At 60.9% G+C, this 25,548-nt stretch carries 26 protein-coding genes and 3 pseudogenes; 14 read left to right on the top strand and 15 right to left on the bottom strand.

The genetic code is table 11. From position 1 onward, the window contains the following. Positions 1-193 precede the first annotated feature (193 nt). Positions 194-1,687 (bottom strand): terminase, encoded by a 1,494-nt coding sequence (locus tag FHT92_RS09860; protein WP_183824343.1) that lies wholly within the window; start codon positions 1,685-1,687, stop codon positions 194-196. Then, positions 1,687-2,253, bottom strand: coding sequence for a terminase small subunit (locus tag FHT92_RS09855; protein WP_183824340.1), 567 nt, complete (start codon positions 2,251-2,253; stop codon positions 1,687-1,689). The genes FHT92_RS09860 and FHT92_RS09855 overlap by 1 nt, the downstream gene beginning before the upstream one ends. A gap of 203 nt (positions 2,254-2,456) precedes the next feature. Here FHT92_RS09855 and FHT92_RS09850 point away from each other — a divergent pair, with 203 nt between their 5' ends. From FHT92_RS09850 to FHT92_RS09840, 3 genes are all read left to right on the top strand, one after another. Next, a complete protein-coding gene (locus tag FHT92_RS09850; RefSeq protein WP_183824337.1) occupies positions 2,457-2,759 on the top strand; it encodes a KTSC domain-containing protein in 303 nt (100 codons plus the stop codon). Positions 2,760-2,834: 75 nt separating this feature from the next. Further along, positions 2,835-3,089, top strand: coding sequence for a KTSC domain-containing protein (locus FHT92_RS09845; protein WP_183824335.1), 255 nt, complete (start codon positions 2,835-2,837; stop codon positions 3,087-3,089). 490 nt (positions 3,090-3,579) lie between these two features. Then, positions 3,580-4,161: a dienelactone hydrolase family protein gene (locus tag FHT92_RS09840; protein WP_183824332.1), complete on the top strand. Its 582-nt coding sequence runs from the start codon at positions 3,580-3,582 to the stop codon at positions 4,159-4,161. A gap of 39 nt (positions 4,162-4,200) precedes the next feature. On the opposite strand, the gene FHT92_RS09835 is transcribed toward FHT92_RS09840, so the two are convergent. From FHT92_RS09835 to FHT92_RS09825, 3 genes are all read right to left on the bottom strand, one after another. Next, the gene (locus FHT92_RS09835; RefSeq protein WP_183739514.1) at positions 4,201-4,545 is read right to left on the bottom strand and encodes a type II toxin-antitoxin system RelE/ParE family toxin; all 345 of its coding nucleotides are present in this window, start codon (positions 4,543-4,545) and stop codon (positions 4,201-4,203) included. Beyond that, complete coding sequence (locus FHT92_RS09830; protein ID WP_183824329.1) at positions 4,532-4,807, bottom strand: type II toxin-antitoxin system ParD family antitoxin; 276 nt, start codon at positions 4,805-4,807, stop codon at positions 4,532-4,534. Before FHT92_RS09830 ends, FHT92_RS09835 begins: the two co-directional genes overlap by 14 nt. Before the next feature lie 162 nt (positions 4,808-4,969). Continuing rightward, positions 4,970-5,437 (bottom strand): DUF1440 domain-containing protein, encoded by a 468-nt coding sequence (locus FHT92_RS09825; protein WP_246715046.1) that lies wholly within the window; start codon positions 5,435-5,437, stop codon positions 4,970-4,972. Between the two features lie 624 nt (positions 5,438-6,061). Here FHT92_RS09825 and FHT92_RS09820 point away from each other — a divergent pair. Beyond that, positions 6,062-6,292, top strand: a complete 231-nt coding sequence (locus FHT92_RS09820) for a hypothetical protein (RefSeq protein WP_183824326.1) — start codon at positions 6,062-6,064, stop codon at positions 6,290-6,292. Between the two features lie 134 nt (positions 6,293-6,426). Then, entirely contained in the window at positions 6,427-6,957 is a 531-nt protein-coding gene (locus tag FHT92_RS09815) for a dihydrofolate reductase family protein (protein WP_183824323.1), read from the top strand. Between the two features lie 72 nt (positions 6,958-7,029). Here FHT92_RS09815 and FHT92_RS09810 read toward each other — a convergent pair whose 3' ends face one another. The 3 genes and pseudogenes from FHT92_RS09810 to FHT92_RS09800 all read right to left on the bottom strand — a co-directional run. Continuing rightward, a complete protein-coding gene (locus FHT92_RS09810; RefSeq protein WP_183824320.1) occupies positions 7,030-7,296 on the bottom strand; it encodes a hypothetical protein in 267 nt (88 codons plus the stop codon). Between the two features lie 295 nt (positions 7,297-7,591). Next, positions 7,592-7,864 carry a hypothetical protein gene (locus FHT92_RS09805; RefSeq protein ID WP_183824317.1) on the bottom strand — a complete coding sequence of 91 codons (273 nt, stop codon included), beginning with the start codon at positions 7,862-7,864 and terminating at the stop codon, positions 7,592-7,594. Then, positions 7,864-8,058 (bottom strand): annotated as a pseudogene (locus FHT92_RS09800) (integrase core domain-containing protein); the annotation flags it as partial. The pseudogene FHT92_RS09800 and the gene FHT92_RS09805, both read right to left, overlap by 1 nt. 381 nt (positions 8,059-8,439) lie before the next feature. Between FHT92_RS09800 and FHT92_RS09795 the strand changes: the two are divergent. The 7 genes from FHT92_RS09795 (at position 8,440) to FHT92_RS09765 (ending at position 21,463) form a co-directional block, all read left to right on the top strand. After that, complete coding sequence (locus FHT92_RS09795; RefSeq protein WP_183824314.1) at positions 8,440-13,764, top strand: DUF4082 domain-containing protein; 5,325 nt, start codon at positions 8,440-8,442, stop codon at positions 13,762-13,764. A 100-nt stretch (positions 13,765-13,864) separates the two neighbouring features. Continuing rightward, positions 13,865-15,097, top strand: coding sequence for a GTP-binding protein (locus tag FHT92_RS09790; RefSeq protein ID WP_183824311.1), 1,233 nt, complete (start codon positions 13,865-13,867; stop codon positions 15,095-15,097). A gap of 21 nt (positions 15,098-15,118) precedes the next feature. Then, a complete protein-coding gene (locus tag FHT92_RS09785) occupies positions 15,119-15,427 on the top strand; it encodes a hypothetical protein (protein ID WP_183739495.1) in 309 nt (102 codons plus the stop codon). 39 nt (positions 15,428-15,466) lie between these two features. Next, entirely contained in the window at positions 15,467-17,611 is a 2,145-nt protein-coding gene (locus tag FHT92_RS09780; protein ID WP_183739493.1) for a peptidase domain-containing ABC transporter, read from the top strand. Next, on the top strand, positions 17,608-19,086 hold the full coding sequence (locus FHT92_RS09775) for an HlyD family type I secretion periplasmic adaptor subunit (RefSeq protein ID WP_183824308.1): 1,479 nt from the start codon (positions 17,608-17,610) through the stop codon (positions 19,084-19,086). Before FHT92_RS09780 ends, FHT92_RS09775 begins: the two co-directional genes overlap by 4 nt. Before the next feature lie 718 nt (positions 19,087-19,804). After that, positions 19,805-20,338 carry an ImmA/IrrE family metallo-endopeptidase gene (locus tag FHT92_RS09770; RefSeq protein WP_183824305.1) on the top strand — a complete coding sequence of 178 codons (534 nt, stop codon included), beginning with the start codon at positions 19,805-19,807 and terminating at the stop codon, positions 20,336-20,338. A gap of 39 nt (positions 20,339-20,377) precedes the next feature. Then, complete coding sequence (locus FHT92_RS09765) at positions 20,378-21,463, top strand: hypothetical protein (protein WP_183824302.1); 1,086 nt, start codon at positions 20,378-20,380, stop codon at positions 21,461-21,463. A gap of 71 nt (positions 21,464-21,534) precedes the next feature. Here the strand turns inward: FHT92_RS09765 and FHT92_RS09760 are convergent. The 7 genes and pseudogenes from FHT92_RS09760 to FHT92_RS09735 all read right to left on the bottom strand — a co-directional run. Next, positions 21,535-21,666 (bottom strand): annotated as a pseudogene (locus FHT92_RS09760) (helix-turn-helix domain-containing protein); the annotation flags it as partial. Positions 21,667-21,795: 129 nt separating this feature from the next. Beyond that, positions 21,796-21,932 (bottom strand): annotated as a pseudogene (locus tag FHT92_RS29245) (alpha/beta hydrolase); the annotation flags it as partial. Positions 21,933-21,948: 16 nt separating this feature from the next. Beyond that, positions 21,949-22,227, bottom strand: a complete 279-nt coding sequence (locus tag FHT92_RS09755; protein WP_183824299.1) for a DUF982 domain-containing protein — start codon at positions 22,225-22,227, stop codon at positions 21,949-21,951. A gap of 64 nt (positions 22,228-22,291) precedes the next feature. Then, positions 22,292-23,008 (bottom strand): SOS response-associated peptidase, encoded by a 717-nt coding sequence (locus tag FHT92_RS09750; protein ID WP_183739479.1) that lies wholly within the window; start codon positions 23,006-23,008, stop codon positions 22,292-22,294. 15 nt (positions 23,009-23,023) lie between these two features. Further along, positions 23,024-23,506, bottom strand: coding sequence for a hypothetical protein (locus FHT92_RS09745; RefSeq protein WP_183824296.1), 483 nt, complete (start codon positions 23,504-23,506; stop codon positions 23,024-23,026). Beyond that, positions 23,503-23,763 carry a hypothetical protein gene (locus FHT92_RS09740; protein WP_183824292.1) on the bottom strand — a complete coding sequence of 87 codons (261 nt, stop codon included), beginning with the start codon at positions 23,761-23,763 and terminating at the stop codon, positions 23,503-23,505. The genes FHT92_RS09745 and FHT92_RS09740 overlap by 4 nt, the downstream gene beginning before the upstream one ends. A gap of 287 nt (positions 23,764-24,050) precedes the next feature. Beyond that, the gene (locus tag FHT92_RS09735) at positions 24,051-24,632 is read right to left on the bottom strand and encodes a helix-turn-helix domain-containing protein (RefSeq protein ID WP_183824289.1); all 582 of its coding nucleotides are present in this window, start codon (positions 24,630-24,632) and stop codon (positions 24,051-24,053) included. Positions 24,633-24,796: 164 nt separating this feature from the next. Between FHT92_RS09735 and FHT92_RS09730 the strand changes: the two genes are divergently transcribed. Both FHT92_RS09730 and FHT92_RS09725 read left to right on the top strand, forming a co-directional pair. After that, complete coding sequence (locus FHT92_RS09730) at positions 24,797-25,282, top strand: fasciclin domain-containing protein (RefSeq protein ID WP_183824287.1); 486 nt, start codon at positions 24,797-24,799, stop codon at positions 25,280-25,282. 29 nt (positions 25,283-25,311) lie between these two features. Continuing rightward, complete coding sequence (locus tag FHT92_RS09725) at positions 25,312-25,536, top strand: DUF378 domain-containing protein (protein ID WP_183824284.1); 225 nt, start codon at positions 25,312-25,314, stop codon at positions 25,534-25,536. Positions 25,537-25,548: the final 12 nt, after the last annotated feature.

Raw genomic sequence — 25,548 nt, 5'->3', positions numbered from 1 at the left:
ACGCGCGAAATGGCGCTAACACGCCACTGCTGCCCGAATTTTCGCAGATCTGACTGACAGCTTTCCGAATTCCATAGCTTCAAGCTGCCATTCGGCCGTCGGCTCATCGATCGTTCCTTAGTGCGAGGCCGCTACTGTCGCGGATCTGCCATGTCGCCCAGCCGCACCTGCCGCCGAATCCCACCATCTCACACTACCCATAAACATCATAATCCACCGCCGCCTTCGCCCCTGTCCCCGCCCGGTGACGCATCTTCTTCGCCACCGGCTGCGCGAATGTCAGCGCCAGCGCATCGCCCTCGTTGGGCGAGGGCAGGCCGCGGTCCTTCATGTCGTCCTTGCTCTCCAGCTGGATCTTGCCGTCGAGCCGCGCCACGGTCTCAGGCCCGACGAGATCCTGATAAAGCACTTCATTGGCGGGATCGATCGCGCCGCCGGCCTTCAGCCAGCGTTTCATCTGGCCCCAGATATAGGCGCGCATATTGTAGTAGCCGGCGTCCAGGACCTTGGTGGAGCCGAACCAGACGAGCTGCCAGGAGCGGCCCATCACCGTGCCGGCGCTGACGATGCCGGTGCCGTAGCCGGCGTCCACGAAGACGGCGTCGGCCTCATATTCGTCCTCCAGCCGGGCGATGAGATTGGCGATCTCGATATCGTTGTCGTTGCGGGGGATGGTGGCGAGCCGTTTCGAATAAAGGCCCTGGCGCAGCATGATGACCGTCGGGTCGTCGCCGGTCCAGGCCGGGTCGACGCCGATGATGACGGGGGCGAAGGCATATTGCTCGGGGCGCAGATGCACGGATCGCGCCCGGTCGGCATCGTCGGCGGAGATGAACTGCATGGCGGACTGGCTCGGAAACTGGCCGCGCACGCGCACCTTGACGATATCGCTATCTTCGCCGTGATCGTCCACGAGACGTTGCAGGAACTCTTTGTTGGTGCCGGGCACCGAGCGGCTGTCGATCTGCCTTCCCACCCAGCGGTGGCGGAAGCGGCGGAAACATTCGCGGAAGCGGCCGCTGTTTCTCGTCGGGTTGCCGAAGACGATCCAGATGATGACGGTGTCCTCGTCCGTCAGCGCGCCCTCGGCCACTTCCCAGACCTTGTCATGGATCTTCGAGGCCTCGTCGAAGAGCAGGAGGATGATGCGGCCCTTGTTGTGCAGGCCGGCAAAGGCTTCGGTATTGTGTTCGCTCCAGGAGATGAAATCCTGCCGCCAGCTTTCGCTGCGATCAGGGTCGCGCGCCTTGATCGACATGGCCTGTTGATCGAACCAGTGGGCGGTGATCGAAAGGCGGAACCACTTGCCGATCTCAGGCGCCGTCTTGGTGCGCAGCTGGCCCTCGGTATTGGCGGTCGTGACGATCTTGCAATCGGCAAAGCAGGACATCGCCCAGTTCGACAGCATGCCCATTTCGGCCGATTTGCCGATGCCGTGGCCGGAGGCGACCGCGATCTGCAGCGGCTGATAGCGGGTGGCGGGGTCGGCGAGATGGGCGCCGATCACCTCGTTGATCTCGTCCTGCCAGGGGCGGGGGCCGTCATAGCCTTTGAGTTCACCGATGCCCCAGTCCCAAGCAAGCCGGCTCCAGCGCTTGGGGCTGAAGCGGCAGGCGGCGGCAAGCTCGATGATCTCGTCGTTGGGATCGCGGCTTTCATGGGGCGCGGGCAGGGGCTTGCGGGGCATCACGGGGTCTGCTCCGCCTCGCCGTCCTCAGGCGTCTCGTTTCGTCTTTGGGCACGCTCCAGCCGCTCGGCCAGCGCGCCGAGGCCCTTGTGCTCGACGATCTCCTTGAAGGCGTTGATGCGGATATGCTTGCCGATCAGCTCCAGCCGGCGCAGCCGCTCGGCGAATTTCACCTTCTTCACATGGCCGATCTCTCTGCGCTCCTTGCCGGTGCCTTCATAGAGCGCGGAGATCTCGACATCCGTCACCAGGCCCTGCCGCCAGATGGCGGGCCATTCCTTGATCGGCTTGAAATCGCCGTTCTCGTCATAGAGATCGCCGAGATCGGCTTCCGCTTCGGCGGCAAGCCGCGTCAGCAGCCAGTCGGCATCGATTTTCGTGCGCTCGGAGCGCTCCGCCTTCGCCTCTGCGATCGCTGCGGCGATTTCAGGTTTCTTCAGGAGCCGGTAGGCTGTCTGCTTGGCCCTTCGCGGCGAAAAGCCAGCCCTGATCGCCGCATGCGCGCCCACAGTATCGACAAGATATTCTTCCACAAAGCGCTGCTGGCGCGCCGTCAGTTCGCTCATGTCTTCACCCCGGTTTGCCGAGGAGATAACGCGGCAATGGTTGGCCCGGCGAATGGATAAAATTTGAGCGGCCGGCGGGAACCTTTTCGGAAGCCTTGCGTTTCCTGCCTCGGCGAGGTTCGCCCCAATCCGTCCCGGATGGGAAAGGGCACCGCCTGGGGATTGATTTCATCGAGGAAGACAATGGCAGAAGGAGCTTGCCGATGCTTGAGAAGCTGAAGAACGCCATCGGTACCGCGGAAAAGGCGCGCCGGGACAGAGAAATCAGCAGGATCGGCTACAGCGAAAAACCCTCCAGACTGGTCGTCGAATTTTCCGACGGCAGCCTGCGCACGCATGTCAATGTTCTCGAAGGGCACATCGTCGGCCTGCGCATCGCCGAGGACAAGCTCAGCTTCTACGAATCCCAGATCGAGCCGATGAACCCGGCGCTGGAAGCCGGCGGCATCGGGGCGGGGAACAGCAGGGGGGCAGGTGCCCCCGAACAGCGCGGGGCGCGGTCCTGATCTTTCTGGGATTCGTCCCGAGATACCGCCGGATGTCCCTTCCGGCATCTCCGGGCCTGTTTCAGGGTGGCGAGCATGGAACTCTCATCACGGTTGATCAAGGAGGTCGTCTATGATCCGGCGACGCATGTCCTTGAGATCGAGTTGCGGCAAAAAGGCCACCGCCGATATTTCGACGTGCCTCCCGCCGTCGTCGTAAACCTGGTCACCGCGCCATCGCCCGGCTGGTATTATACCCAGCACATCCGTGACGCCTTCCCGCGCGCCGACGGCGAACCCCATCCGCACTTTCCCCTTCCCTGGTCTCGCTCCCGCAGCCATCATCACTGAGAGGATCAGCTCGCCGCGGCTGATCGCCCGACGAGCCCGATTGCTGCCGGCATGGCCAAGCTACCGGCTGGCGGCGAATCGGCTCTTCTGAAATAATTATTTAATTACAGATAGTTATATATGGTTTTTGAACTATAACTGGCGCATTGCTGCCTAACCAATTGATCCTGAATAAGTGACGCAGAAGAAGCGGAAAAACTTTTATATTTTTCTCGATCATCCGGCGTTCCCTCCTGATTTGAATCTCTTTACGCGTATTTTCGGGAGAAAGTGGAACACTTATTCAGGATCAATGGCTTAGCCGGAATTTTGGCCACTTTTGCCGCATTGTTCAAAATACTTATTCAGGAACAATGGGTTAAGGGAAAATAGAAGCGGAATATGAGCGGCTCGGGAGCTTTTCGAACCTGCGCGCGCGCTCTTCCCGGCGAGACGATCCCTCTGTAGACTGGCCCGACGCGCGCCAGACCATCTCATCCGGAGGCTCCCTATGACCGAGGTCTTGTTGTTTCACCACGCGCAGGGGCTCACCCACGGCATTCGCGCCTTCGCCGACAATATCAGGGCCGCCGGCCATATCGTGCACACGCCTGACCTCTTCGACGGACGCACATTCCCGAGCATCGATGCGGGTCTCGCCTATATCGGCGAGACCGGATTCGAGGCCATGCGGGAGCGCGGCGTCCGCTTTGCTGACGACCTGCCTGCCGGGATCGTCTATGCCGGCTTCTCGTTCGGTGTGCTGCCGGCGCAGAAGCTCGCGCAGACACGGCCAGGCGCCCGCGGAGCCCTGCTTTTCTACTCCTGCCTGCCGATCAGCGGCGAATGGGCCTTCGGACCCTGGCCGGAAGGCGTTCCGGTGCAGATCCACGGCATGGACAAGGACCCGGTCTTCGTCGGCGAGGGCGATATCGACGCCGCCCGCGAGATCGTGGAGACGGCCGAGGACGCCGAGCTTTTCCTCTATCACGGCGACCAGCACTATTTTGCCGACAGCTCGCTGGCGTCCTATGATGCGGATGCGACCGCGCTGCTGACCATCAGGGTGCTCGCGTTCCTGGATCGTGTTTGATCGAGGCGGGAGCGTTCCGGCACCTGATCTGCCGAGGCCTTATCCCGCCAGCATGCGGGCAAGCATATGTCTGATATGGTCCTGCGCGCCGTAGAAGATTGCGGCAATCATGATCCTGCGACTATCTTCTACCGGCAGGAACCAGACCGCCGCCTTGTCCCGTCGAAGAAATCGGATTCCGGGGTAAATATCGGGCCGCAATGTGCCGATATAAGGCGTATCGACGAGACGGTCGATCTCGGCACGCAATTTACGTATCCGTTCAGCGGTACGCTCCAAAGCTTCGTCGGGCGAGTCTCCGAGTTCGACATAGGCGTCGAAGAGATGATCGAAAATCAACTCGAAATCACGTTCGACATCCTCGGAATATTCAAGGGTCCACACGAACGGCCCGCCGCTTCCGGTCGATCATCGTCTCGACGCGGCTTTCCATTTCGGTCGCAGAAATCGTAGGAGCTTTCAAACGCCGCTCGAACAACTCGCGAAGCGCTGCGGTTTCGACGGTCTCGGTTTCCGTCTTTTGGCGGAGGAGTTCCAGGCCCTGCTGAAGAACGGCACTCATGCTGGAATACCGGCCGCTCTCGACCAGGGAACGGGCAAACGCGTCCTGCTGGTCGGTCAGCGAAATCGACGATTTGACACTCATCGGTTTATCTCCATCGAGCGAGGTTTGCTACTCAGTAGCATATTTGTCGCTCTGCCGGAAGGCCTCGTCCGATGGTCGTTGAAGGTGACGGCCGCCCGAGACCCGCGTCCCTCATCGCTGAGGGGTGCGGGTCGACCTTTTCAACCTTTCCAGCCTCGGATGCTATTCATGCGCAGCTCTGGCGTAAGTCATGCCCAGAACCGCACCGTAGACGAGGTGAAGAACAAGTGTCGCCACCATCGCCATAGGCCCGAGAGAGAGCGCAAACAGGCCGTGGCCGGCCATGGGCATGAAGACGATCATCATCGCGAGCCAGGCCAGGACTCCGAAAATGAGGCCCCTGACGACAGGGAGGCCCGGAAGGTCTGCGTGCATCGCCGCATAGATGGTGCCCCAGATGATTGTCCCGAGGGCAAAATGGCCGATCCACCCGAACCACAGGGCCTGGACCGTGCCTTCCGGCAGGCGGGCCAGATGCGCGATGTCAGCGATTGGATCGAGCTGCGGCATGAGCCCCGCAGAACTCTTGGCTATCATCAGGATGGAAAGTACGACCGTGGCTGTGAAGCCGGCGATCAGGCCGGCCCGTTCATCCAGGAGCGTTGGCATTGGGTGGTGGAGGAGTTTCATGGCGTTGCCTCATAAGCATAAGGTTGTCACGCGAATTCCGAACCAGGTAGAGTTCGGAGTCGCGCGCCTGCCAGAGGCATGACCGCATCCTCGATTTCATGGGAACCCCGGCATGTACCGCTAGCAGGCTCCGGACGTCATTATACACCGATTGCACGTCAAAGATTAGTATTATGACGGAGTAGCAATAGGATAGCGCAATCGGGCCTTCGGCGGACGCCTTTCGATATCGTTCGGATGTCGCATAACCAGATTGTACGAGGCCGGCGGCAGGGCCGCCGATAGTGCGGCATTCCCGATCAGGGCCTCCACCCGAGAGCCCGAACGGCTTGCGTCTCTTCATGAGCAAGTGCGCAGCTGGACAAGTCGCAATGATGACTGTGCCATTTCCGCACAGACCAAGATTGCACGGCAATGAAACTCCCCGTTAGAGTGGTAGAAACGACGGATTCCGTCGGGAAAATCTTCCGGAGAAGCCGGTTCAATTCTTGCAATCTTCAGGGGTGGTGCAGATATTGTTGTCGCGATAAGATCAATCCGGCTTACCGGCCCGCCTTCGACTTGGAACTTGTTGCAGGCCGAGACGTATTGTTAAAGCGTTGTTCTACCGATCGAGGAACTAAAATGTCTCCAGAGTCCGCGCGTCTCACATCCGAAGCCATTACACTATCGGCTGCCGCCGTTTTGAATTCACTCATCTCGATTCTTGGCAACAAGGGCCTGCTTTCACCCGAAGAAGAGCGGGAAGTCTACCGCACCGCCGCCGAGATCATCGAAGAAGCCTCCGGCGACGACGAGAACGGAACTTACGAGCTGGCGCGCGAACTGATCGAGCTCCGGCTTGGCGATATCTAGGCATTTCGAGACGCTCGGCGAGGACCGCCGCATGTCATTCGCACTTGAAAAACCGATTGCGGATTGAAATTGGTTTGGCTATTGTGTGACCGATTGTATATCGCAACCGGTCGCAGTCTCGCGAGGAGGAGCGCATGGCCAAGCTTGTGTTCGGATTGAACGTGTCGCTGGACGGTTACATAGATCACGACGGATTCGCGCCCGGTCCCGTGCTCTTCCGTCACTTCATCGAGAGCGTGCGCGGCGCGGCAGCCATCGTCTACGGTCGCCGCATGTACGAGATCATGCGCTATTGGGACGAAGATCACGCGGACTGGGAGCCGGCGGGAGGCGAGTTCGCGGCGGCGTGGCGGAGCCGGCAGAAGTGGGTCGTCTCGCGCACGCTGACCTCAGTCGGCCCCAATGCCACGCTTGTCGAGAGAGACCTCGAAACTGCCATACGCGGGCTGAAGGACCGGCTCACCGGGGAAATCGGCATTGGCGGATCGGACCTGGCGCGAAGCCTGACCGACCTTGGCCTCATCGACGAGTACCAGCTCTACTTCCATCCCGTCGTGCTCGGCCACGGCACGCCATTCTTCACCGCGCCCCGGCCGCGGCTGCGCCTTGTGGGCAGCGATTGCATCGACGAGGACGTGATCAGGCTGAGCTATGTTCCGGCGTGATTGAGCCGTGAGCCCGGCGGCCGCGGCCATAGCGACGAAGGCGGTGATGTCGTGCCGTGTGCCGTGGATGGATTAGCGGCGGCGCGACGCTCCTTGCGTCTCGATCAATTCGTCAGCGGGATCAGGATCGACGTCAGGTGTACGATCAAGGATCGCAAGCGCCGCATCGGCATTCCCTCGTGCCGCCCGATTTTTCAGGCTCATGATGGCGCGTCGATGACCGATGCCGTCGGCGATGAATGCCGATAGCAACTGATTCAGCGATACGTTGTCTTCCGCCGCTGCTCGCCTAGCTTCTTCCATGACGTGATCTGCAATTCTGAGCGGATAGGTACTCATGTCGATCGTCTCCTTTTCGCTGGTTTCGCCACAAAATCTCCAGCCTCCATGACCGAAATGCCGAGTGCTCCCACTGCGGGATGTTAAAAGTGCCGATCGCTACTGGCGATGAATGTGGCACCCGCCGTCAACGCACACTCAATGTAGATGTCGTCCTTCGGGTCATCCAAATAGTGTCGATCTCGTCTTCGCTTATCCATGGTTCATCACCAAGGGTACCTGGTTGCTTCAGAACGTCCTCGTACTCCACAGCCACCGCCGGCGAGTGCAGTTGCCCCCAAAATACCGGACGGGATCAGGTTGGGATAGTTTGAGTGGCCTGCCTCACTCGCTCGGAGATTTCATTGATCGTGTGCTCATCGCCAGTGATGGAAAGGCCAATATAGGTTTCTGACTCTATGGTGATTTCTTGTCCGGCTAATCGCGCCTGAACTGTCTCAATTTCCTGCGAACCAGCGACGGACCGATTCCGACTTTCGACGGAAGCACCGAGCTGTCGCATAACATCCATGACCGTTGCCCGTAGCTGCTGATCGTATTCAGGACCCAATGTCACAGTTCTTGCCATCAGATTAATCCAGACAATGGGGGTTGGTTTTTCTTGTCGGCTATGAACTCTTCTGGCGAGCGGTAGCCAAGAGCTTTATGCGGGTGAAAGCAATTGTAATGCTCGAACCAAATCGGCAGTTGGTCGATAACCCTCTGCGCATCGGGCACGGCATTGACGGAGACGTAATCTCGCTTGAACGTCTTGACGAGCGCAGAGCCGAACCATGACGTTAGCATCAACAACAATCATGGCGTTACTGTGATATCGAATGTGATATCACATCAAGTCTTCGATAGCGCAGGGCGAACGGGCCGAAGGGTCAGATGAGAGGCCGCGCTGCAAGCCGGAAGACGAAGTCGCCACCCCAGGCTCACGGGCATCCCGTCTCCCACAGGCAAACACGCCGCCAAGCCCCACGAGCATACGGCAGCATCATCATATGGACGTAGGGAGACACCACCCGCATACCCCGGATTGCTGTCGTACGGTCCCGCGCGAAAACTGCCAGAATGCATCACTTGAAGTGCTGCTTCACCGGGCCGGTTGAAGGGGGCCGGTCCGGGGAGCTGGTGGACGGGAAGGGGACGCCGCTTATGCGGAGAATTCGCGTTAGTAACCGTGAGTATCTGAGTATATTTGGTGGAGCGTTGAGTATCGGTCGAGCACCGTCTGCCTGGAGCGCAGTGCTGGGAAGCGCGACGGTCGTATCGTCCACGAGTGCCGATGGCTCCCTTAGCTTTGCGAGTCAGGGCAGCTTTGCCGATCCGGGCGGCGCCGTCGTCTCGTCCTCCTTCACAGGCAGTATCACGCAGCTTTCTGCGTCGGTCTCTTCGGGGGGCATGCAGACGGCCTCGCTGCCGCCGACGGCGATGTCTGCGCCTTCGGGCGACGGCGGCGCGCAGGCCACGTCCACAAAGACGGCGGCGCTTCTTCCGGCGCTGCAGACGACCACCACGACAACCACAACAACAACAGAGCAGACAGTGCTCGGCCCGGACCCGTACCAGGAAGCCGCGACGCTGCCTCCGGCACCGACGCTGACAGGGATTACCAGCGATACCGGCACGGCAACCACCACCACGTCGCCGACCGACCCTGCCGCCGGTTCCGGCACGACGTCGTTGCTCCTTCAGACCTCGATCGCCTCCATCTCGCTGCAGCCGAGCCAGGAGGTTTCCGCCGACACGACCGTGGGATCGGTGGAGCTCGCTGCACCTGCGCCTGCGGCTGCGGTTCCGGCGGTGACGCTCAACAAGATCGCGCTCGAGAACCTGAAGCAGGGCAACCCCATCAGCGAATGGGGGCTGGAGGGCGACGGCAACGGCACCATCCAGGGCTTTGCCACCGAGATCAGCACCAATATCGGCGGAACGGTCGATTTCAAGATCGCCACGGATTCCACCCATTACCGCATCGATATCTACCGTATGGGCTATTACGGCGGCATGGGCGCGCGCAAGGTGGATTCGATCGAGCAGCAGCTGACCACGGCGCAGATCCAGCCGCATCCGATCGTCGACATGTCGCTCGGCCTCATCGATTGCGGCAACTGGTCGGTGTCGGCCAGCTGGCAGATCCCTTCCGATTTCGTCTCGGGCGTCTATTTCGCCAAGCTGGTGCGCGAGGACGGGGTCGAGGATGCCAGCATCATTCCCTTCGTCGTGCGCGACGACGCCTCGACCAGCGATATCGTCTTCCAGACCTCGGATACGACCTGGCAGGCCTATAATGCCTGGGGCGGCGCCAGCCTCTATTACGGCGACGTGCCGGTCGATCCCGCCGACATGATCGGCTACCTGCCGCCGAACTGCAGCTGCGGCCTGCAGGCCATAGGACGCGCCTCGGCTGTCAGCTACAACCGCCCGATCATCACCAATACGAGCCCGATCGGCGGCACCCACGACTACATCTTCGGCGTCGAATCCTCCGCCATCTCGTGGCTGGAGCAGAACGGCTACGACGTGTCCTATATTTCAGGCGTCGATTCGGCGCGCAGCGGCAGCCTGCTGCTCAACCACGATGCCTATCTCTCTGTCGGCCATGACGAATACTGGTCTGCCGAACAGCGCGCCAATGTCGAGGCCGCGCGCGATGCCGGTGTCAACCTCGCCTTCTGGAGTGGCAACGAGTGCTACTGGAAGGTTCGCTGGGAAAGCAGCATCGACGGCAGCGGCCAGGCCTATCGCACCATGGTCTGCTACAAGGAGACCTGGGGCACGAGCACCGATCCGAGCAATGTCGGCACCGGCACCTGGCGCGATCCGCGCTATGCCGATCCGGGGCAGCAGCCGGAAAATTCGCTGACGGGCACGATGTTTACCGTCGACGGCTACCGCCAGGATACGATCTCCATCCCCTACGACTATTCGAACCTGCGCTTCTGGCGCAATACCGAAGTCTCCCAGCTGAATGAAGGGGATACCTACAATCTCGTGCAGAACCTGCTCGGCTATGAGTGGGATTCCGATGTCGAGAACGGCTTCCGGCCGGCTGGACTGGTCAACCTGTCGCTTTCGTCGATCTCGGTGGAAACCTATCTGCGCGACTACGGCACGACGGTCGGTTCGGCCGTCGCCACCCACAGCCTCACCATGTACCGGGCGGCAAGCGGCGCGCTCGTCTTCGGCGCCGGCACCGTCTTCTGGTCCTGGGGCCTCAGCGACAATCACCAGGGCCCGACGACATCGACCGATCGCAACGTGCAGCAGGCGATGGTCAACATGTTCGCGGACATGGGGATACAGCCGACCACGCTCGATGCGAGCCTGTTCCTCGCGGTCCAATCGACCGACCTCTTGAAGCCCACCTCGTCGATCAGTTCGCCGATCGTCGGCGCCAGCTTCGTCGAAGGCCAGCACGTGACGATCACGGGCACTGCGCAGGATTTCGGCGGCGGCATCATTGCCGGCGTGGAAGTCTCCACCGATGGCGGCCAGCACTGGTTCAAGGCCACCGGCCGCGAGAGCTGGAGCTATAACTGGGTGGTCCAGGCAAGCGGCACCTATACGGTCATGTCGCGCGCCGTCGACGACAGCGTGAACCTCGAAACGCCTTCGGCCGGCAAGCAGGTCACCGTCACGCTGCCGGGCAGCACGCAGGGCCTTTGGACGCTTGCGGAAAAGCCGGAGACCGAAGTGGCGATCGATCGAGATTCGGTCGAGCTCGGCCTGCGCTTCCAGGCAACGACGGCAGGATCCGTGCAGGGCATCCGCTTCTACAAGGGTTTCTACAATACCGGCGAGCATGTCGTCAGCCTCTGGTCGGCCGACGGGACGCTGCTGGCAACGGGCGTGTCGACAGGTGAATCGCTCTCCGGCTGGCAGACGGTGATGTTCTCCTCGCCGGTCCAGATCGCGGCCGGCACGACCTATGTCGCCTCCTATCACACGAGTGGATACTACTCCGTCACCGACAATTATTTCACCGGCACCTATGCCAGCGGTGCGCTGAAGGCCGTCGATGGCGGCGGCGTCTATGCCTATGGCGACAATGCCGGCACATTCCCCGGCCAGAACCCCGGCGGGTCCAACTACTGGGTGGACGTGGTCTTCGATGCGGGACCCAACAGCGCGCCTGTCGCCGGCGACGACAGCGGCCTGACGATTTCGCGCAACGGCACGCTGACGATTTCGATAGCTTCGCTTCTGGCCAACGATACCGATGCCAATGGCGATGCGATGACGATCAGCGCCGTCGGCAATGCCCTCAACGGCACGGTCACCCTCAACAAGCAGGCCGGCACCGTCACCTTCACGCCCAATGCCAATTATGCCGGTCCGGCAAGCTTCTCCTACACGCTGTCGGACGGGCGCGGGGGAACGGATCAGGCCAATGTCAGCCTCACCGTCGATCCGGGTCCGGCCGGCCAGAGCCTGTTTACCGCCAATGAAGGGCCGACCGGCGGCGCCGTCCAGGAAAATTCGCCGCTGGAACTCGGCATGAAATTCTCCGCCTCGGCAAGCGGCACGATCACAGGCATCCGCTTCTACAAGGCATCAGGCGATACGGGGCCGCATACCGGCTCGATCTGGTCGGCGAACGGCACGCTGCTTGCCACGGTCAGCTTTGGGACTGAATCCGTCTCCGGCTGGCAGACCGCGACGTTCTCCAACCCGCTGCAGATTTCGGCAGGCACGACCTATATCGCCTCCTACCATACGACCGGCAGCTATGTGGCGACATCGGGCTATTTCACCACTGCCCATACGAACGGCGCTCTGACGGGTCTTGCCGGCGCCAACGGTGTCTATTCCTACGGATCGGGCACGACATTTCCGACGTCGAGCTATCAGTCGTCGAACTATTGGGTGGATGTCGTCTTCAACCAGTCGACATCGAACACGGCGCCGGTCGCCGCCAATGACAACGGCTATACGACCTATTCCAACACGGCGCTGTCGATTGCCGCGGCAAGCCTGCTTGCCAACGATACCGACGTGGACGGCGATCCGCTCTCGATCACCGGTGCTACCGGCGGGGTGAACGGCACGGTCACCTTCAACAGCCAGACGAACAGCGTCACCTTCACGCCAAACGCCGGCTACACCGGTGTCGCAAGCTTCACCTATTCGATCGCGGACGGGCATGGCGGCACGTCGTCGGCCACCGTCAGCCTCACGGTCAATTCGCAGCCGGGCGGCGGGGCGACGACGAGCCTGTTTACCGGCGCCGATACGTCGGGTGTGACCGCCGCCAACGACCCCAACGCGGTCGAGCTCGGCGTCAAGTTCATCGCCTCGGCCAACGGCCAGATCACCGGGCTCACCTATTACAAGAGCGCCCAGGATACCGGCACGCATGTCGGCTCGCTCTGGACCGCAAGCGGCCAGCTTCTCGCCCAGGCAAGCTTCATCAACGAGACGGCGAGCGGCTGGCAGACGGTTTCCTTCTCGCAGCCGGTCAGCATCACCGCCGGCACCACCTATGTGGCGAGCTACCATTCCAACGGCTTCTATTCGGCGACGGCCAACTACTTCACCACGGACCTTACCAGCGGCGCGCTGACGGCGCCGGCAAGTTCGGTCAGCGGCGGCAACGGCGTCTATGCCTATGGCAGCGGCAGCCTGTTCCCGACCTCTTCCTACAATGCCAGCAATTACTGGGTGGACGTGCTCTATCAGCAGGGGGCGCAGAATGCGGTCCCGGTCGCCGCCAATGACAGCGGCTTTACGACCAACACGGGCACGCCGCTCACCATCCAGGCTTCGGCGCTGCTTGCAAACGACAGCGATGCCGATGGCGATGCGCTGACGATCACCGGCGTCAGCGGCGCGGTCAACGGCTCGGTCGCCTGGAATGCCCAGGCCCAGACGGTGACCTTCACGCCGACGGCTGGCTATTCGGGTTCGGCGAGCTTCAGCTACGCGATATCGGACGGCAAGGGCGGCACGGCCTCGGCCCAGGTCGCGCTCACCATCAACAACCCGTCGGCAGGGCCGGAGCAGAACCTCTTTGCGGCAAACGCGACTCCCGCCGTCATCTCCGTCAACGACAACCAGCCGGTCAATCTCGGCATGCAATTCCAGGCCGATGCCGCCGGCTGGATCACCTCGATCCGCTTCTACAAGGGTGCCGACAATACGGGCCCGCACAGCGGCTATCTGTGGACGGCTTCCGGCACTCTGCTCGGCAGCGTCACTTTCGACAACGAGACGGCGAGCGGCTGGCAGACCGCCCAACTCAGCCAGCAGATCGCCATAGAGGCGGATACGACCTACGTCGTCTCCTACTCGACCAATGGCAACTATTCGGCGACCGGCAATTACTTCGGCAGCGACGTGACGAACGGGGACCTGAAGGCGCCATCAGGCAATAACGGCGTCTATGCCTATGGCTCGGCGGGGCTCTTCCCGACGAGCAGCTACAACAGCACGAATTACTATGTGGATGTGGGATTCAAACCGCAGCTCGCGGCCTGAAGCAATTCCAGCAAAAGTGCGCAGCGCTTTTGCGTTCGGAATTGCGTGAATACAAAAGCCGCGAGGATGTCAGACCAAGCGTGTGTAACGAGTAATGTCGATGATGCGTGCAGACAACAGATTGCCGGTTACCATCCTCGCCGGGTTTCTCGGCGCCGGCAAGACGACTGTTCTCAATCATGTATTGAGTAATCGGGAAGGTCGTCGTGTTGCTGTCATCGTCAACGATATGAGCGAGGTCAACATCGATGCGGATCTCGTGCGCGAGGGGGGTGCAGACCTCTCGCGCACCGACGAGACGCTTGTGGAGCTCACCAATGGATGCATCTGTTGCACGCTGCGCGACGATCTCCTGAGCGAGGTTCGCCGGCTGGCTAGCGCCGGCCGTTTCGATTATCTGCTGATCGAGGGCACCGGCATTGCTGAGCCGCTGCCGGTGGCCGCCACCTTCTCCTTCCGCAACGAGAGCGGGGCGGCCCTTTGCGACGTGGCAAAGCTCGACACGATGGTCTGCGTCGTCGACGCGGTCAATCTTCTCGCCGATTACCGGAGCGCCGAGTTCCTGGCCGATCGCGGCGAGCGGCGCGACGGGGACGACGAGCGCAAGCTCGTCGAACTGCTCGTCGAGCAGATCGAATTTGCCGATGTCGTCATCATCAACAAGGCCGGCGACGTGCCGTGCGCCATGCTGTCAGAGGTTCGCAAGGTGATCGCGGCGCTCAATCCGGATGCCCGCGTCATCGAGGCGGTCTTCGGCCAGGTGCCGCTTTCCGCGATCATGGATACCGGCCTCTTTTCCGAGGCGAAGGCCGCCCGCCATCCGCTCTGGCACAAGGAGCTTTTCGGCTGGGGCGACCATGTGCCGGAAACCGAGGAATACGGCATTGCAAGCTTCGTCTATCGCAGCCGCCGGCCCTTCGATCCGGCGCGGCTCGCCCGCGTGCTCGATGAGCCGTTGCCCGGCATCATCCGGGCGAAGGGGCATTTCTGGCTGGCGACGCGGCCGGACGAGATCGGCCTCCTGTCGATTGCCGGCACGCAATGCCGCATCGGCACCAGAGGCTTCTGGTGGGCGTCGGTGCCGCAGGCGCAATGGCCGCGCCATCCGCAGTTCCGCCAGCTGATCGACAGGTATTGGGACGAGGTCTGGGGCGACCGCCGACAGGAGCTGGTCTTCATCGGGTCCGGTTTCGACAGGCAAGCCATCTGCGCCGCATTGGACGAGTGCCTGACCGGGGAGGAGACGGGTTTCGATCCGGAGATCGCCGTCGGTCTTCGCGATCCGTTTCCGGCATGGCGGCACGATACGCACGCATCGCACCGAAAAGTTTGACGTCAACCAGAGGAGAGAACAATGAGCAGCGAACTTTATGCAGACGGTATCAGTGAGATCACCATCACCGGCACGATCGTGCGCATCGACCTGATGTCGCTGTCGGCCACCGACCGCGATGCCAACAACAATCCGAAGCCGGTCTTCCGCCAGCGCATCATCCTGCCGGTCGATGCCTTCGCCAATGCGGTCGATCTCATGCAGAAGGCGCTGGGCGGCCTTGTCGAGGCGGGTGCTGTTCGCCGGATCGGCGACATGTCGGCCGCAGCGGCTGCCGATATCCAGGCGGCGCAGGCCAGCGCTTCGAACGCTTCGCCGAACTTCAACTGATCATCGTCGATCCTCGGTCTCTTTTGTTTCGGGTGGGCCATGAGTGGTTTTCTGCATACGAATCTGCACTGTCTTGCGCTCGTCGCGCGCCATCACGGCGTCGATCTTTCTCCTGAGCGGCTGCAGCACGATTATGCCATCGGCAACGATCCCGTCGCCGTGCGCCAACTGCTGCGCATGGCCAAGGACGCGGGCCTGAGGGCGAAGCATGTCGATCTCACCTGGCGAAGCCTGTTCCAGCTCGGCGAGGCCTTCCCGGTGCTGGCGGAGCTGACCAACGGCAACTGGGTGGTGATCGCCGGCGCCGTGGGCGAGGGCGAGGATGAGAGGATCCGGGTTCTCGACCCGCTCGCTTCGCGCGCCGAAGTGATGATGCTGAGCGAAGAGCAGTTCGCCAAGGCCTGGCTCGGATCGGTGATCCTGCTGAAGCGCAACTATCGCATGTCGGACGAGGACCGGCCCTTCGGCTTCCGCTGGTTCGTCCCCGAGATCCTCAAGCAGAAAAGCTTCTTCCGCGATGTGGGGCTCGCCGCCTTCGTGCTTTACGGCCTGGGGCTGATGACGCCGATCTTCTTCCAGCTCGTCATCGACAAGGTGCTGGTGCACCAGAGCTACGCGACGCTGACGGTGCTGACGATCGGTATCGGGATCGCGCTGATCTTCGACGCGACCTTCAGCTTCCTGCGCCGCTACCTGCTGCTCTACGCCACCAACAGGATCGACATCCGGGTTGCGACCCGTACCTTCGGCCATCTGCTCAACCTGCCGATCGCGCTTTTCGAGCAGGCGTCTGCCGGCGTGCTCGTCAAGCATATGCAGCAGACCGGGCGCATCCGCGAGTTCCTGACCGGCCGCCTGTTCCTCACGCTGCTCGACGGTGTGTCGCTTTTCGTCTTCGTGCCGATCCTGCTTCTCTACAGCGTCAAGCTGACGCTCGTGGTGCTCGGTTTCGCAGCGCTCGTCGGCCTCGTGGTGATGCTGCTCGTCGGCCCGTTCCAGCGCCGCCTGAAGGCGCTCTACCAGGCCGAGGGCGACCGGCAGGCCCTGCTGGTGGAAACCGTGCATGGCATGCGCACCGTCAAATCGCTGGCGCTGGAGCCGCGCCAGCGCAAGGTGTGGGACGATTATTCGGCCCAGTCGATCTCCGTGCGTTTCCGCGTCGAGAAGATCTCGACCTTCGCCCAGTCGATGACCGGGCTTCTGGAAAAGCTGATGAGTGTGGCGATCATCGGCCTCGGCGCGCTGGACGTATTCTCGGGCGCCATGACGATCGGCGCACTGGTCGCCTTCAACATGCTCGCCGGCCGCGTCTCCGGGCCGCTGGTGCAGATCGTCACCATGGTCCACGAATATCAGGAAGTGGCGCTTTCAGTGCGGATGCTCGGCGAGATCATGAACCAGCGGCCGGAACAGGCGGGCCGCGGGCGAGGGGTGCGCCCGCACCTGCATGGCCGCATCGAATTCGACCGGGTCTCCTTCCGCTATGCGCCGGATGCCGCACCCGCGCTCGACAACGTCTCCTTCGCCATTCCCGCCGGCTCGGTCTTCGGCGTGGTCGGCAAGAGCGGCTCGGGCAAGACGACGATCACAAGGCTCATCCAGGGGCTCTACCAGAGCCAGGAGGGGCTGGTGCGCATGGACGGCTATGACAGCCGCGAGATCGACCTCGTGCATCTGAGAACCAGCATCGGCGTCGTGCTGCAGGACAATTTCCTGTTTCGCGGCACGGTGCGCGACAATATCGCTGCCGCCAAGCCCGATGCCAGCATCGAGGAAATCATGCAGGTCGCCCGCATCGCCGGTGCCGAAGAGTTCATCGAGCGCCTGCCGCGCGGCTTCGACACGATGCTGGAAGAAAATGCCGCCAACCTCTCCGGCGGCCAGAAGCAGCGGCTGGCCATCGCCCGCGCGCTGATCACCGATCCGAAGCTTCTGATCTTCGACGAGGCGACGAGCGCGCTCGACCCGGACAGCGAGGCGATCATCCGCGACAATCTCAGCCGAATCGCCGCCGGCCGCACGGTCGTCATCGTCTCGCACCGGCTTTCGACGCTCGTCGATGCCGATGCCATTCTCGTCATCGATCGCGGCAAGGTCGCCGATATCGGCCGGCACGATCAGCTCGTGTCGCGCTGCATGACCTACCGCCACCTGTGGGCCCAGCAGATGAGGCAGGTCGCATGAACGCGCATGTCAGAAAATCAGACGAAAATTTGCCGGTTCCCTCGGACAAGGACCAAGATAAGGGTCAGGACAAGGGTCAGGACAAGGGTCAGGGTAGGGGCCAGGATAGAGGCAATGCGCTCATCGCCCGCCCGCCGCTGCCGCCTGTTATCGCCGAGTTCCAGTCCGACGCCGTCGAGCTCGAGGAACGCGCGCCGCCGCGTGTCGCCCGCATGACGCTTTATTGCGTCACGGCGCTGCTTGGCGCGGCGATCACCTGGGCCTCCGTCTCCTCCATCGACGAGGTGGTGATTGCGCCCGGCAAACTCGTCACCACCCAGCCGACCATCGTCGTCCAGCCGCTCGAAACCTCGATCATCCGCACGATCGACGTGAAGGCCGGCGAGCTGGTGCATGCCGGCCAGACGCTGGCCACCCTCGACGCCACCTTCAGCCAGGCCGATGTCGGCCAGCTGAAGGCGAAATTCTCCGCCCTCGACGCGCAGGTAAAGCGCCTGGAGGCGGAGCTGACCGGCGAGGACTATTCCAAGATCGCCGGCAACACGCAGGACGAGCAGCTGCAGCTGCAGCTCTTCGGCCAGCGGCGCGCCTTCTACATGGCGCAGATGCAGAATTTCGAGCAGCAGATCGCCGGCCAATCTTCCGTGCTTGCGGCAAACCGCAATCAGGAGGCCGTGCTGAACGACCGGCGCGACAACCTTTCGCAGATCGAGGCGACGCGGAAGAAGCTCTATGACAAGGAAAGCGGCTCGCTGCTGACCATGCTCGGCTCGCGTGACGCCCGCCTCGATGTCGAGGCCGATATTACCGCCGTTCGCGGCAAGGCGGACGAAGCGGCCCATGCCTATGCCAAACTGCGCGCCGACCGCCAGGCCTTCATCGAGGATTTCCGCCGCGCCGCGATGGAGCAGCTGGTGGACCTGCGCGGCCAGCGCGACATGGCCGGTGAAGAGTTGAAGAAGATGGAGCTGCGCCGCAACATGGTGGCGCTGACGGCACCCGCCGATGCCGTCGTGCTCGATCTCGCCCAGCGCTCGGTCGGCTCCGTCGTGCGCGAGGCCGAACCGATTGTGACGCTGGTGCCGATCAACGTGCCGCTCGAAGCGGAAGTCTCGATCAACACCCGCGACATCGGCCGCATCGCCGTCGGCAGGCAAGCCCGCATCAAGCTCGACGCCTATCCCTTCCAGAAATACGGCACCGCATCTGGCGAGGTCCGCACGATCAGCCAGGACACGTTCATGACCGGCCAGCAGCCGGAACAAACCGCCACGCCCAGCCAGCCGGCCGCACCCTTCTTCAAGGCTCGCATCCTGCTTGCGGATACAAGGCTGAACGCCTCGGACGTGCCGGTAAGGCTGCTGCCGGGCATGACCGTCTCGACCGAAATCAAGGTCGGCCAGCGCACGGTGATCTCGTATTTCCTCTACCCGCTCCTGCGCGGGCTGGACGACGCGATCCGCGAACCGAATTGAGGGCCGCCGGCGAGGTGTAGGCGAGGGGCCTCCTGCACGCGCCAAGGGGATGGGGGCAGTGCCAGTCCGCGGCGCTGCCCCCAGACCTGTTTTGGGGGGTGGGGCAGGTGTCGACCGTCCTTCGGCCCCGGCGGAAAAGGCAAAAATCCGCCGCACCGCCTTCCAGATCTCCAACGTTGAAGGAAGGAGCGAGGCGTCGCCCCACCCTCCCTCATCCCTGTGCTTGTCACAGGGATCCAGCCACCGCGCGTCCGCGCGGTGAATGACTCATACTATGCTTCAAGCGAAAAGTCTTTCCTGCCCAAGGACTTGGGCAGGCTGGATCCCTGTGACAAGCACAGGGATGAGGGAAGTTTGAGGCGGGCGTTGGTGCCCAAAGCGAACTCGCTGGCGCAAGCGGACTTTTAAGCTGTCGAAGGATACGGCTGCCTTGCGCCTCCCCATTTTGGTCTTACAAATAGCTCTGCGAGCTCCCGATAGCAGCTGTCGCTCTATCATCTTTCCGCCGGCGGGCGCGCTTTCAACCAAGTGAAGATAAGGTCAGGCGGTGAGGACCAGAAAACACTGCAGGCGAAGGACTTGGGCAAGGTGCAAGAAGGAATCCCCTATGCCTATATTCGCAGTTACATGGCTATGGAGGATTGAAACCTTTGTGTCGCCTGTGCATATTTTTTGCATGTAGTGTCTGTCAGACGAATCGAGACTAGAGGAGGATGGCGTGACTTTTGTTAAACCCAGTCCCCTTGGGGCAAGCAAAGCAGCCGTTTACAAATTTGCAGAAGACGTCGCCAAACACGTGAAGTACGAGATTGGCGAAAACATGCGAGCATTCGTATCGCGCTTGGGTGGTCGGATTTCGTTCCACGAAGAAGTCCAGCCTGGCGACGAATTCCCCGAGTCGATCATTGTGCAACCGAGCGGAGAGTTTCAAATATTCCTGCCGACCGTGACCACGGCGGAGCGTGATCGCTTTACCATCGCACATGAGCTTGGGCACTTGTTCTTACATTTTCCCAAAGTGAAGCGCGACCATCCCGGCATCGCTATGGCTGCGACACGCAAAGTCGATCAAACTGACCAAGTACAGAGACGAGCAGAGTGGGAAGCGAACTGGTTCGCTGCAGCATTTCTGATGCCAGAAGAACCTTTCCGTAATTACCGTGCGACGGGCGCCAGCGCCACCGACTTGGCAAGATTGTTTGGGGTAAGTCAAAGCGCCGCAGAAGTTCGCGCAAGCACCTTGGGTGTCTAAGAATTGGCGAATTGTCCAAACTACCGGATGCGCCTTTTCATGTCAGTCGACTTGGTCGGGTCGACCGCGTTCAAAGCCAGTAAGAAGCACTCGGAGCCTCAAAACGGTAGCCCGTCGCCGGCGTGGGTGGACGAGTTCCGTACCTTCTACAAGGATTTTCCGCTCGCCGTCACCACCGCTTACGAGTTAGTTGTAAAGGCGTTCGGAGAAGAGTTGCTGGGCGAAGCAAGCAATCGACCTCTGGTCTGGAAGACAATCGGAGATGAGATTATTTTCTGTGGCCGCGTGAACAGCGTTGAGCACACCGCCGCGTCTGTGTCCGCCTTTCTCAAGGCGTTGGAACAGTATTCAAAGCGCTTGGAGGCCGACGACAAGCCCCTTCGACTCAAGGGTGCTGGCTGGCTGGCGGCATTCCCCGCACCTAACATTAGTATTGCTGTAACTTCTGACCCCATTACCGGCCAGTCTGAAGCGGCAGCAATGCCCAGTGAAAATACTGAGGAATTTGAACGAGCTGCCGACGATGCACCTAGTAGGTTCGATTTTCTCGGAAAAGGGATAGATACCGGCTTTCGAATCGCGAAAAATGCTTCGGAAGATCGCTTTGTGGCCTCGGTCCAGTTGGGCTACGTGCTCGCGCGGGCCGCTGCCAAGAAGAAATTTCCTCACGCTTTCGGATATCATGGACGGGAAGCCTTGAAGGGCGTGGTCGACGGCGCTCCTTACCCCGTGATTTCGGTCGACACAGAACGCAGCGAAATCAAGTCGAAACTCAAAAGCCGAGAGGCGGCTTTAACCGGAGACACCAACGTCCAGGCTCACGCATTGTGTGACTTCCTGGAAACGTTCATGGAGGTGGCCAACATTGATCGCCCATGTCTAGGCGAGGGGCAGGAGGCTTGGGGGAGTGGCTGGCCTGAGAGTTATCATCGCTACGAAGCGGCGTTTAAAGAGCACCTTGATATCGACAATGCAAACGTGCGTCAGGTCGCTGACGCCGTCGATCCTGACGTGCCGAATGATAACTCGCTAGATGATGCGAAGTCTTTCCTTGGCGAATTGGTTCCTTCACCGGAGGAGAGCAGCAATGTTGTTCCCGCCGATGGTGACGATAGCACCTCGTAGCTTGCGTTCGCTGCTCAAGGTAACGAGGCGTTCCGGCTTCGCTCCTCCTCCGACCAGAGAGTCGTTGTTGCGTCCGAAGCCGTCCGCTCACCGGAGAGCAGCAGTTGTCGCGCCTCCTGCAATCGAAGCTGCTTCTGATACTGGACTGAGCTCAGGCCGGCCAGCGCCACGAAATGGCGGTGCAGGCTGGCGCGGCTCATGCCGCAAAAGCTGCCATCGAGCTGAGCGCCATAAAACTCAAAGACGACAGCAACGCTGGGAACGCTCCACGTACCAGCACCAACAGATCGTCCTGATGACGTTGGATGAAGGCCGCGATCCGGTCTATGCCGTCAACCCCTGATGAACGAGAGCAGGTCGGGGTTGCGGACGTCTGCATGTGTGGTCAGCATGCCGTGGGGTAGCCCGGATAGGTCTTCAGCGACCCGTTCTTGAGCAGGTTGACCGCACGCGGCACGGAGCTTGCGAATGCGCATCGGAGTGCGCTAATGCCTCACCGCATCGTCCGGAAGAACGGTAATCCCCGCCTTGCGAGCTGCATCAACAAAGGCCTTCCGCGCCTTTTCGCCCTGGCCCTGTACCTCCAGTGCGGTCAGACATGCGGCGATCGCTCGTTGAAAGAACGGATCGCCCGCCTTCTTCGGCCAGTTGTTCGACATGAGAATTCCGGCAAGATCGGCGACTGTATGGACGGTCTTGTAGCCGCCGACGCCGTGAATCTGGGCGGATATCTCTTTGATTGGGACAGGGGATAGCTCGGGCATCTCGGCACCTCGCGCAATTAAACTGCGACTCAACTGGCGATGCCGTGATTCGTTCCGCTGCCGATCAGAGGAAAGATGGCTCCGGATCGGGGTCGATCTCTTCAATGATATCCGGCCGATCATTTCTCGGATTGCCGACGCCCGGCCCGATCGGCCACATGGTCATAAGCTCGCTCGGAAACTGCGTCATCAGATCATGCGGCGGCGGCTCTTCGGATAGCCAGCGCTGATAGTCCTTTTCATGCAGGATGACGGGCATCCGGTCATGGATTGTCGCCATCATCTCGTTTGCGGGGCATGTAACGATGGTGAAAGTTCGAACCTGCAGATCGGCTTCCCGATCGCGCCAAATCTCCCAAAGGCCGGCGAGCGCAAAGGGCTGGCCGCTCTTCATGGCGATTGCATAGGGCTGCTTTTTCTTTCCCTTTTCATCGAGCTTATGCCATTCGAAAAAACCATCAATCGGGATGAGACAGCGTGTTGACCGGTAGGCCGACCGGAACATCGGTTTGCTGGCAACTTCTTCACAGCGGGCATTGACCGGCGTCGGCATACCAGCTTTCCACCAAGCCGGTTTGAGCCCCCAATAGGCGCTTTCAAAGACAGGACCGATCTTGTCGCTGCGATCGGCCTGCATGATGATGATGGGATATTCTAGGCTCGGGGCGCCATTATAGCGCGGAAACTGGTTTGCCATGCCGAGCACGCCTTCGCGGCCGGCAAAGGCAAAAGCCTGCATCAATGTCACCAGATCGGATCTGACGAATACTCTTCCGCACATGCCATTTCCTCCGTCCTATCGAGACATATAGCCGATTTCGATTTCGGCACCCCTCCTGCCGCATCTGCATTTCAGGCGCGCGCCAAGCTCCGAAAGCGCAAGCCCCCTGCCATATCGCTTCTGCAGCGCCCACCGATCGAGCCAGCGGCTGTGTTTGCATTTCAAGCAGGTGGCTTTCATTTGCTCCCATTCGGCAAGCTCGCCGATCGTCCGCCGCGCCGCTGCCGCCTTTAACTCGTCGGGATGGACGTATCCCATCCGTCGCGCCCATTCTCTCGGGCCGAAATAGAAGTGCATTCTGCAGCGGTCGTACCATTGGTTTTTCACCCGTTCGCAGCCGAACAGTTGCAGCGCCATCACGTTGACGCTGTCCATGCCATCAGCAGCCGGGTATCTCGCTTCCAATTCGCCGGGCTGAAAGAATTTCACGATTTCGCATTCTTCACAGATCACACCCACGCGATCCTCAAAGGTCGGCGTCTTATCGACGAACTTCATTCGCCGCCCTTGACCTTCGCATAGCCATTAGTCGGGGCTTGGGCTCGCAGGGCATCCGCATCGCCACAATAGGCGCCGCAGATTTCGTGATGACCTTGCTCGCGCTTGTAGCGACAATCGGCAGACGCGAGGTTCACGAAAACGGCAACGAGCAGATCCGGGCTACACTGCTCCAGAAGGCGGGCGATGACATATTCCCCATGCCGGGGGCATATCCGGCAATCAACGACAATCTTGTCGTAACCTGCCTTCTGCATTCGAGATATCGTAAGCACTGACGGCGGCACTTTCACTCATTCCTGTTCTGCCCTGTTCGCATTGATCGGAGACGGCCGCACGTCTGATGGAACGTAAGGAGAACATTTGAGGCAGTGCTAAAGAAACGTCAAGGGGCTTTGCCACCTGAAGGAAGCGATTGCTGATTTATACAGAGGGACGCCGCAAAGCAGTCCCGAGAAAAGCCACGGCGGCGACTCTTCCGTCAGGGGCGGGCGCGCTGCGGCCCGATGGTCAGCCGACCTACGAGGGCCAAGTGCGTCTCCTATCACGAAGTCACAACGAGCGCGGTTGAAATCTCCTCGCCTTCACGGCGGTAGCTGTGGGGAACGCTGGAGTCGAAATAGACGGCGTCTCCCGCGTCCAGCGCGGCCTGTCTGCCGTCCACGTCGATGATCAGCCGGCCGGTCAGCACGTAGAGGAATTCCGCGTTGCCGTGTCGATGCGGCTCCGAGGCAGGGGAATCGATCGGGAATTCGGCGTAGAATGCTTCCATGCGGCGGTCGGAAGCGGGATAGTCAAGGCTTTCGAAGAAAAAGGCCGGGTGTTTCTCGCCCGGAGGGCTCGGAAGTTTGAGGCGTTCATGCTTTCGCACGATCGCGATGAGAGGCTCTTCCTTGTCGGCTTTGAAGAAATGATCGAGGCCGACGCCGAAAACCATGGCGATGCGAAGCAGCGTGGGCAAGGTCGGAAACATCTGCCCGCGCTCGATCTTCGAGAGCATGGCAGGCGAGAGCCCCGTATGCCCGGCCAATTGCACCAGCCCCAGCTTTTTTCTCAGGCGCAGCGCCTTGATACGCGGGCCGATCGCGTAGCGCTGGAGCTCGTTGGACAGCGTGTCGGATAGCACTTCTCAAAACTCCTTTTCGTTTCGGGAAACTACCATAATGGAAATTATCTCCACAAGATAATCTTTTTTCTTCTCACGATAATTTGAATGGAAAGAAAAATAATTTTCTCTAACTGAAAATACACGCGTGCATCTCGCACCCGTATCGAGAGGAGAAAAATGCCATGAACGTGAAAAGCCTTTTGTTTGCCGCAGCGATCACGCTCGCCAGCAGCATCAGCGCATTCGCCGCCGAAAAGGACATCGTGGACACCGCAGTGGAGGCCGGTCAATTCAAGACATTGGCTGCCGCGCTCAAAGCGGCAGACCTGGTCGACACTCTCAAAGGGAAGGGGCCCTTCACGGTCTTTGCTCCGACCGACGAGGCCTTCGCCAAGTTGCCGGCCGGCACGGTCGAAAACCTGCTGAAGCCGGAGAACAAGCAAAAGCTCACCGAGATCCTCACCTACCATGTGGTCGCGGGGAAGGTGATGGCTGCGGATGTGGCCGGTATCGATGAGGCGAAGTCGGTCAATGGCAAGATGATCGACATCGACGTCAAGGGCTCCACCGTCAAGGTCAACGACGCCACCGTCACCGCTGCCGACATTGCCGCATCAAACGGGGTCATCCACGTCATCGACAAGGTGCTCATGCCTCCGAAAGGCTGACCGCTTACCCCTCAACCTGGAGAACAACCATGAAATTCCTCAACATTCTGACACTCATTCTCGTCATCGTCGGCGGGCTGAACTGGGGGCTGGTCGGGCTTTTCGGCTTTGACCTCGTGGCCGCCATCTTCGGCCCCGGCTCAGCGCTCGCCCGGATCGTTTACGTCCTGGTCGGGCTATCGGCGGCCTGGCAGGTCATCCCGCTGTCTTCCGCAATAGGCTCCGGCGAGTTCGCTGCCGGGCCGAACCGATAGGGGATGTCGGAG

The sequence above is a fragment of the Rhizobium sp. BK377 genome, from assembly GCF_014193935.1.
Lineage (GTDB): Bacteria > Pseudomonadota > Alphaproteobacteria > Rhizobiales > Rhizobiaceae > Rhizobium.
This window is presented reverse-complemented; position numbering and strand designations above follow the sequence as displayed.